This is a genomic window from Cellulomonas citrea (genome assembly GCF_009829685.1).
GTDB lineage: Bacteria > Actinomycetota > Actinomycetes > Actinomycetales > Cellulomonadaceae > Cellulomonas > Cellulomonas citrea.
Map to the genome: position 1 here is coordinate 1 of NZ_VWSD01000141.1, position 7,650 is coordinate 7,650.

Annotated in this window: 9 protein-coding genes; 3 read left to right on the plus strand and 6 right to left on the minus strand. The window is 73.1% G+C overall.

Going from position 1 to position 7,650, the window contains the following annotated elements:
* A partial coding sequence (locus F2B26_RS13080) for a biotin/lipoyl-containing protein (RefSeq protein WP_328698681.1) occupies nucleotides 1-316 on the minus strand: 316 nt, incomplete at its 3' end.
* 23 nt (nucleotides 317-339) lie between these two features.
* Entirely contained in the window at nucleotides 340-1,761 is a 1,422-nt protein-coding gene (gene lpdA, locus F2B26_RS13085) for a dihydrolipoyl dehydrogenase (protein WP_159810071.1), read from the minus strand.
* 119 nt (nucleotides 1,762-1,880) lie between these two features.
* Between lpdA and F2B26_RS13090 the strand changes: the two genes are divergently transcribed.
* Nucleotides 1,881-2,222, plus strand: coding sequence for an oxidoreductase (locus F2B26_RS13090; RefSeq protein ID WP_159810073.1), 342 nt, complete (start codon nucleotides 1,881-1,883; stop codon nucleotides 2,220-2,222).
* Between the two features lie 79 nt (nucleotides 2,223-2,301).
* Here the strand turns inward: F2B26_RS13090 and yczR are convergent, their stop codons facing one another.
* Nucleotides 2,302-3,744, minus strand: a complete 1,443-nt coding sequence (gene yczR / locus F2B26_RS13095) for a MocR-like transcription factor YczR (RefSeq protein WP_235929664.1) — start codon at nucleotides 3,742-3,744, stop codon at nucleotides 2,302-2,304.
* 61 nt (nucleotides 3,745-3,805) lie between these two features.
* Here yczR and F2B26_RS13100 point away from each other — a divergent pair, with 61 nt between their 5' ends.
* Together F2B26_RS13100 and yczE are read left to right on the plus strand one after the other, a co-directional pair.
* Nucleotides 3,806-4,096 (plus strand): hypothetical protein, encoded by a 291-nt coding sequence (locus F2B26_RS13100; protein WP_159810077.1) that lies wholly within the window; start codon nucleotides 3,806-3,808, stop codon nucleotides 4,094-4,096.
* Nucleotides 4,093-4,821, plus strand: a complete 729-nt coding sequence (gene yczE, locus F2B26_RS13105) for a membrane protein YczE (protein WP_201292736.1) — start codon at nucleotides 4,093-4,095, stop codon at nucleotides 4,819-4,821. Before F2B26_RS13100 ends, yczE begins: the two co-directional genes overlap by 4 nt.
* Before the next feature lie 30 nt (nucleotides 4,822-4,851).
* On the opposite strand, the gene F2B26_RS13110 is transcribed toward yczE, so the two are convergent.
* From F2B26_RS13110 to F2B26_RS13120, 3 genes are all read right to left on the minus strand, one after another.
* Nucleotides 4,852-6,003 (minus strand): acyl-CoA dehydrogenase family protein, encoded by a 1,152-nt coding sequence (locus F2B26_RS13110; protein WP_159810079.1) that lies wholly within the window; start codon nucleotides 6,001-6,003, stop codon nucleotides 4,852-4,854.
* A gap of 60 nt (nucleotides 6,004-6,063) precedes the next feature.
* Nucleotides 6,064-6,990, minus strand: coding sequence for a cytochrome b/b6 domain-containing protein (locus tag F2B26_RS13115; protein WP_159810081.1), 927 nt, complete (start codon nucleotides 6,988-6,990; stop codon nucleotides 6,064-6,066).
* A partial coding sequence (locus F2B26_RS13120; protein WP_159810083.1) for an electron transfer flavoprotein subunit alpha/FixB family protein occupies nucleotides 6,987-7,650 on the minus strand: 664 nt, incomplete at its 5' end. The genes F2B26_RS13120 and F2B26_RS13115, both read right to left, overlap by 4 nt.

The following is a 7,650-nucleotide window of genomic DNA, read 5'->3' on the forward strand; positions in this document are numbered from 1 at the left end:
CCTGCACGGCGGGCTCGGGTGCGGCGGCCTCGGCCTGCGCGGGCGCGGCCGGCTCGGCGGGGGCCGGCGCGGCCCCCGTGCCGTCGCCGATGACGGCCAGCACGGCACCGACCTCGGCGGTCTCGTCCTCGGGCACGAGGATCTGCTCGATCACCCCGGCGACCGGGGACGGGATCTCCGTGTCGACCTTGTCGGTCGAGATCTCCAGGAGCGGCTCGTCGACCTCGACACGGTCACCGACGGCCTTGAGCCAGCGGGTGACGGTGCCCTCGGTGACGGACTCGCCCAGGGCGGGGAGCTGCACGTTGTGCGACATGGGGGTGGTGTCTCCTTCGGCTCTCAGGCGTGGGCGTGCAGGGGCTTGCCGGCCAGCGCGAGGAAGGCCTCACCGAGGGCCTCGTTCTGGGTCGGGTGGGCGTGCACGAGCGAGGCCACGTCGTCGGGGTAGGCCTCCCAGTTGACGATGAGCTGGGCCTCGCCCACGAGCTCACCGACGCGGGCGCCGATCATGTGGACGCCGACGACGGGGCCGTCGACACGGCGCACGAGCTTGATGAAGCCCTGCGTCCCGAGGATCTGGCTCTTCCCGTTGCCGCCGAGGTTGTAGTCGAGGGCGACCACCTGGTCGTCGCCGAACTGCGCCTTCGCGGCGGCCTCGGTGAGGCCGACGGACGCGACCTCGGGGTTGGAGTAGGTGACCCGGGGGATGCCCGACTCGACGATCGGTGCCGGGGCCAGCCCGGCGATCTGCTCGGCCACGAAGATGCCCTGGGCGAACCCGCGGTGCGCGAGCTGCAGCCCGGGGACGATGTCGCCCACGGCCCAGATGTTGCCCACGCCGGTGTGCAGCCGGGAGTCGGTGAGCACGAAGCCGCGGTCGAGCCGCACACCCTGCTCCTCGTAGCCCAGACCGGAGGTGGCCGGACCGCGCCCGACGGCGACCAGCAGCAGGTCGGCGTCGAGGGTGGTGCCGTCCTCGAGGCGCACGTGCACGCCCGCGTCGTCCTGCTCGACGCCGGCGAACCGGACGCCGACCTTGAAGCCGATGCCGCGCTTGCGGTAGGCACGCTCGAACGCCTTGCTGATCGCCTCGTCCTCGTTGGGCACGAGGTGCGGCAGGGCCTCGACGATGGTGATCTCGGCACCGAAGGAGCGCCACACGCTGGCGAACTCCGAGCCGATGACCCCGCCGCCGAGGATGACCGCGGACTGCGGGATCCAGTCGAGCTGGAGCGCGGTGTCCGAGGTGATGACCCGGCCGCCGATCTCCAGACCGGGCAGCGTGCGGGCGTAGGAGCCGGAGGCGAGCACCACGTGCTCACCGGTGAGCACCCGGCCGTCGACCTCGACCTGGTTCGGCCCCACGAGGCGGCCCCAGCCGGAGATGACGTCGACCTTGCGGGAGGCGACCAGGCCCTGCAGGCCCTTGTAGAGCCGGCCGATCACCGAGTCCTTGTACTGGTTCACCTCGGCCATGTCGATGCGCTCGAGCGTGGTGTGCACGCCGTAGTGCTCGCCCTCGCGGGCGTCGTCCGCCAGCTCGGCTGCGTGCAGCAGCGCCTTGGTGGGGATGCACCCCCGGTGCAGGCACGTGCCACCGACCTTGTCGGCCTCGACCAGCGCCACCCTCTTGCCCAGCTCGGCGGCGCGCAGCGCTGCGGCGTAGCCGCCGCTGCCCGCGCCAAGGACGACGATGTCGTAGGCGTTCTCCTCGGCCACGTGCACACTCCTGTCGACGACGTGAAAGGGCCTTCGTCCCATCTTGGCATCCCGCCGGGGTGGTCACGACCGAGTCTCGCCGCGAGCGGAACCGCGCGTGGCGCCGCGGGTGACCTTCCGGGACCCGCCTGAAGCCCGCCGGGGCCGGTTACCCTCGGTGGATGGGCCTGTTCAAGCGTCGCCGCGCGACCCCGGACGCCGAGCCGACGCAGCGCGAGGCGCGCGCCGCCACGCTGTCGCACCTGCGTGACTTCGTCGCGACGCGGGTGGGCGTGGAGGCCTACGTCGAGCCGCAGACGAATGTGACCCCCACCACGGTGATGCTGGTCGCGACGGACGGTGAGTGGACCCGCCGCAAGGTGCCGGACGCCAGGACCGCCCGTGACTTGGCCAAGGAGCTGGCCATCCCGGTGTACGACGTGCAGCGCACCGGGTACCCGCAGCGGGTGCGTGACTACAACGCCCGCCAGCGTGCCGGGCGTCGGGCCGGTCCGTCGGCCTGAGGCCAGGCGGTGCGGACCGGGGTTGCTCCTGGTCCACAGAGCCCCGCGACGCGGTGCCGAGCCCCGGCGGCCTGGACGATCAGGCGGGTGCCGACCCGCGCCGGGTGCGCGTCCCGGCGCCGCGGTCGACCTCGTGCCAGGCGGTGGCGATCCGGCGCACCGCCTCGTCCAGCACCTCCTCGGGCTCGGCGTAGGTGAGCCGCAGCCGGTTGTCGAAGCTGCCGTCGACGCCGAACGCCGTGCCGGGCACCAGGTGCACACCGTGCCGTCGCCCGACGCGGGCGAGCGCGCTGGACGCCGGTGCGCCCAGGTCGATCCACAGGCTCAACCCGCCCGCCGGGACCTGGACCTGCCAGCCCGGGAGCTGGTCGGCCAGCTGGGACAGGATGCGGTCGCGCCTCTCGCGCAGCTCCTCCCGGCGGCGCGCGAGCAGCCCGGCCCGCTGCTGCATGAGCCGGGTCACCACGAGCTGGTCGAGCACCGACCCGCTGATGTCGACCTTCGCCCGTTCGGTCGCCAGCCGGGAGACGAGGTCGCGCGACGCCCGGATCCAGCCGACCCGCAGCCCGCTCCAGTAGCTCTTGGACGCCGAGCCGATGCCCACGACGTGCCTGTCGGTGCCGGACCCGAGCAGCGAGTGCGGTGCCGGCGCGTCCAGACCGAGGTCGGCGAACACCTCGTCGACGACGAGCAGTGCGCCCGTGCGCGCCAGACCCCGGCGCAGCCGCTCCCGGTCCGCCGCGGGGAGCACCGTCCCTGTCGGGTTGTGGTGGTCGGGCACGAGGTAGACGACGCGCGGGTCGCTGGCCCGGACGGTGGCGAGCAGCAGGTCGACGTCGACGCCGCGTTCGCCGACCGGGACGGGGACCGCACGGGCGCCGCTCGCGGTGACCACGTCGATGGCGTTCGGATAGGTCGGGTGCTCGACGACGACCCGGTCGCCGCGTCGCGCGAAGAGCGAGACGAGCAGGTGGATCGCCTGCTGGGCACCGGTGGTGACGAGGACCTGCTCGGGGTCGGTGGGTACGCCCCGCTCGACGTACCAGTCGGCGACGGCGGCGCGCAGCACAGACAGCCCGAGTGGTTCGAGGCCGGGGCTGCGCAGGTGCGCGCGCAGGTCCTCGACGGCCTGCGCGCAGGCGTTGGTGAGCTCGGGCGGGGCCGACGGCGCGGCCTTGGTGAGATCGATGAGGTGGGCGTCGGGCAGGTCGTTGAACCGGGGCGAGCGGGTCGCGCCGGGCGGCAGGGCCGTGACGGTGCCGGAGCCCTGACGGCTCACCAGGTAGCCCTCGTCGCGCAACAGGTCGTAGGTGGCGCTCACGGTGGTGCGCGACAGCCCGAGGGCCGCGGCCAGGTCGCGCTCGGAGGGCAGCCGGGTGCGGGTGGGCAGCGCGCCGGCCAGCACGGCGGCCCGCAGCCCGCCGGCCAGCGCGCTGTAGGCGGGCCCCTCGCCGCGCCAGCCCTCGAGCAGGCCGGCGAGCCGGGCGCTGCTGACGGTGCGGTCGACGGGGAGGGTGCTCACCGGTCCACTCTCGGGCAAGTGGCCCTGGGCTTCAAGGCCAATCGCCCGGCAGTCTCGGGGCATGGACACCTTCCTCGCGCTCGCGGTCGTCGCGGTGCTCCTCGTGCCCGTCGTCCTTCTCGTCCGTCGACCCGGCTGGGGACCGGTCCGGGCGACCCACCCGGATGCGGACCGGCTGGCTCGGGACCTGGATGCCGTGCGGGCTCGGGGGCTGGACGCTGTGCAGGCCCGTGACCTGGACGTTCAGCGCACCCACGGCGTCGACGCGCCGGGCGTGCGCTCGGACCAGCGCGTCCGGCGTACGGTCGCCGGCGGCACGAGCGTGCTCGGCACGTCAGGATCGCCGTCATGACCCCGGCGCGCACGACGACCTCGGCGGGACGCCCGCCCCGTGGCACGGGTCCGGTGGCACGCGGGGCGCGGCTGCTCGCCGGGCTCGTGCTGTTCGCGGTCTCGATGGCGATGCTCGTGCACGCCGGCCTCGGGGCGATGCCCTGGGACGTGCTCACCCTGGGCATCCAGGTGCACACCCGTGCCTCGTTCGGCCTGATCACGGGCCTCACGTCACTGGCTGTGCTCGCCTGCTGGTGGCCGCTGCGGCAGCGACCGGGCCTCGGCACGGTGGCGAACGTCATCGTCATCGGCGCGCTCGTGAACCCGGTGCTCAACGTGCTCGACCTGCTGCCGCCGCTCGCGATGGGCTGGCGGGTGCTCCTGCTCGTCGGCGGCGTCGTCACGAACGCCGTCGCGACCGGGCTCTACATCGGTGCCCGGCTCGGTCCGGGGCCGCGCGACGGGCTGATGACCGGGCTCGTCGCCCGGACCGGCTGGTCGGTGCGGGTGGTCAAGACCTCCATCGAGGTCGCGGTCGTGGCCGTGGGATGGCTGCTCGGCGGGACGGTCGGCGTGGGCACTCTCGTCTATGCAGTCGGGGTGGGCCCGCTCATCCACCTGCTGCTGCCGCGGCTCACGGTCCCGGCCGTCGCCGCGCAGCCGTCCTCCGAGCCCGAGCGGGAGCCGGCACCCGAGCCGGGGCCGGGCCAGGCGCCGGAGCCGGTGCGCGCCGAACCTGTCTGAACGGTCCGGCGCGCACCGGCGTCGGTGGCCTCAGCGGTACCGGGCGGCGATGTCCCGCCCGATGATCTCCTTCATGATCTCGGTCGTCCCGCCGTAGATGGTCTGCACCCGCGAGTCGCGGAACGCCCGGGAGATCGGGTACTCGTCCATGAACCCGTACCCGCCGAACAGCTGGAGCAGCCGGGTGGTCGCCCGGCCCTCGAGCTCGGTCGCCCACCACTTGGCCTTCGACGCCTCCACCGTGGTGAGCGTCCCGGCGTTGAGCTTGAGCACGCACTGCTCGAGGTAGGCGCGGGTGACGTCGATCTCGGTCTCGATCTCGGCGAGCTCGAACCGGGTGTTCTGGAAGTCGCCGATGCGCTGGCCGAACGCCTTGCGCTCGAACACGTAGTCCTGGGTCCACTGCAGCGCCGCCCGGGCGCCCGCATAGCCGCCGGCCGCGATCGACAGCCGCTCGCGGGGCAGGCGCTGCATGAGGTAGCCGAAACCGTGCCCGATCTCGCCCAGCACGTTGGTGGCCGGCACCCGCACATCGGTGAAGAACAGCTCGGCGGTGTCCTGGGCGTGCAGCCCCAGCTTGTCGAGCTTGCGCCCTCGCTCGAAGCCAGGCATGCCGCGCTCCACCACGAGCAGCGAGATGCCACGCGCGCCCGCGGCGGGGTCGGTCTTGGCGACCACGATGACCAGGTCGGCGTTGATCCCGTTGGAGATGAACGTCTTCTGCCCGTTGAGCACCCAGTCGTCGCCGTCGCGCACCGCGGTGGTGCGGATGGCCTGCAGGTCGGAGCCTGCGCCCGGCTCGGTCATCCCGATCGCACCGATGAGCTCACCGGCGGCCATCCCCGGCAGCCAGCGTGCCTTCTGCTCGTCCGTGCCCAGGTCGATGAGGTACGGCAGCACGAGGTCGTCCTGCACGGCGAACGCGATGGTGAGCGAGGCGGCGCCGGCCATGTTGAGCTCCTCGGCCACCACCATCCGGAACCGCCAGTCGTGCAGGTCCGGACCCTCGTAGGCCTCCGGTACGTCGAGCCCGATGAGCCCGGCCTCACCGGCCGGTCGCCACACCTCTCGGTCGATGAGCCGGTCGGCCTCCCACCGGTCGTAGCTCGGGCTGACGTACCGCCGGACGTACTCGCGCACGGTCTCTCGGTAGTCCTCGTGGTCCTGCTCGTAGAACGACATCCGTACCTCCTGGTCGACGCTGACGTGGGGGCAGGGCCGGCCGGGCGGCCGGTCCGAGGGCTAGCGGGTGACCTTCCCGGTGAGGGCGGCCAGCGGTTTGAGCACGACGGGTCGGGCCGCGACCCAGGCCGCGACGATCAGCACCACGGCGATCGCGAGCCCTCCCAGCCCGAGCCAGGAGGTGTCGTCACGCAGCGCGAACATGTGGTTGAGGTTCCGCAGCGCCCCGGTGGTGAGCACCATCGTCACGTGCACGATGACGAACAGGACGAACAGGAGCATCACCGGGTAGTGCACGGCACGGGCCCGTTCGATGGGGTAGAGCCGGTCCGCCGTCGGGTTGTTCTTCGGCCACAGCGCCGACAGCCGGATGCCGGTGAGCGCCGCCGCGGGGGCCAGCACGAAGACCGTCCCGAAGTAGGCGAGCAGCTGCAGGGCGTTGTAGGCCACCCAGCCGTTCTCGTGCGGCCACTGCAGCGACAGGTACTGCAGCGCCGCCGACGCCGCGTTGGGCAGCACGTCCCAGCTCGTCGGGACCAGGCGGACCCAGCGTCCGGAGGTGAGCAGCAGGACCGCGAACACCATCCCGTTGACCAGCCACAGCATGTCCAGGCTCACGTGGAACCACTGCTCGAGGGTGATCGTGGTCGGCCGATGTCCGCCGCGCGGCGGCGGGAACCTGCGGGTCCAGTGGCCCGACGGGCGCCGGGTGTGCCGGATCGACATCCCCGACTTCACGATGAGGACCATGAAGAACAGGTTGAGGAAGTGGGTGATCGCGACCCACGCCGGGGTGCCCACGGGTGCGCCGGCGGGCAGCGGGGCGACGCCGGGGTAGCGGGTGACCCAGTCGGCGACGGCCGGCTGGGCGCGCACCCAGCGCGCCAGCAGGACGAGCACGACGAGCACCGCGAGCGCGGCCGGGACGAGCCAGACGAGCCGGGACCAGCGCCCGTCCTTGAGTGCAGTCAGACGGGAGGTGCTCACGCGGCCCCCGCCCGACGGGAGCGGATCTCGTCGACCAGCTGGGGGACGACGGTGAAGATGTCACCGACCACCCCGAAGTCGGCGATGTCGAAGATGGGCGCGTCAGGATCTCTGTTCACGGCCACCACCGTGCCAGATGTCGACATCCCGGCCTGGTGCTGAATGGCCCCTGAGATGGCCAGGGCCACGTAGAGGTCGGGGGAGACGGTCACCCCGGTCTGCCCCACCTGGTGCGACTGGGGCACGTACCCGGCGTCCACGGCGGCGCGGGAGGCGCCCACCGCGCCGTCGAACGCGTCCGCGAGCTGCTCGACCAGGGCGAAGGCGTCCTTCGAGCCGAGCCCGCGGCCACCGGACACGACGACGGAGGCGGCGCGCAGGTCGGGGCGGCTGCTCGTCACCTGCGCCGGGGTGAAGGAGTCCACGACGCCGTCCGGTCCGGGTGCGACGTCGAGGATCGCCACCTGCGGGTCGGCCGCGGACAGGCGTTCGGCGATGCTGCCGGGCCGCAGCGTGACGACCGTGGTCCCACCGGTGGCGGTGGACGTGGTGGTCCAGCTGCCGCCGAACACGGAGTGGGTGGTGAGCACGCCGTCGCCGCCGGGCTGCACGTCGACGGCGTCGAGCAGCAGCCCGGCGCCCAGCCGCACCGCGACCCGC

Bases quoted from the DNA above. Each gene is read 5' to 3' on its own strand.
- lpdA (WP_159810071.1), bottom strand. From the start codon at position 1,761: ATGGGACGAAGGCCCTTTCACGTCGTCGACAGGAGTGTGCACGTGGCC.
- F2B26_RS13090 (WP_159810073.1), top strand. From the start codon at position 1,881: ATGGGCCTGTTCAAGCGTCGCCGCGCGACCCCGGACGCCGAGCCGACG.
- F2B26_RS13100 (WP_159810077.1), top strand. From the start codon at position 3,806: ATGGACACCTTCCTCGCGCTCGCGGTCGTCGCGGTGCTCCTCGTGCCC.
- yczE (WP_201292736.1), top strand. From the start codon at position 4,093: ATGACCCCGGCGCGCACGACGACCTCGGCGGGACGCCCGCCCCGTGGC.
- F2B26_RS13110 (WP_159810079.1), bottom strand. From the start codon at position 6,003: ATGTCGTTCTACGAGCAGGACCACGAGGACTACCGAGAGACCGTGCGC.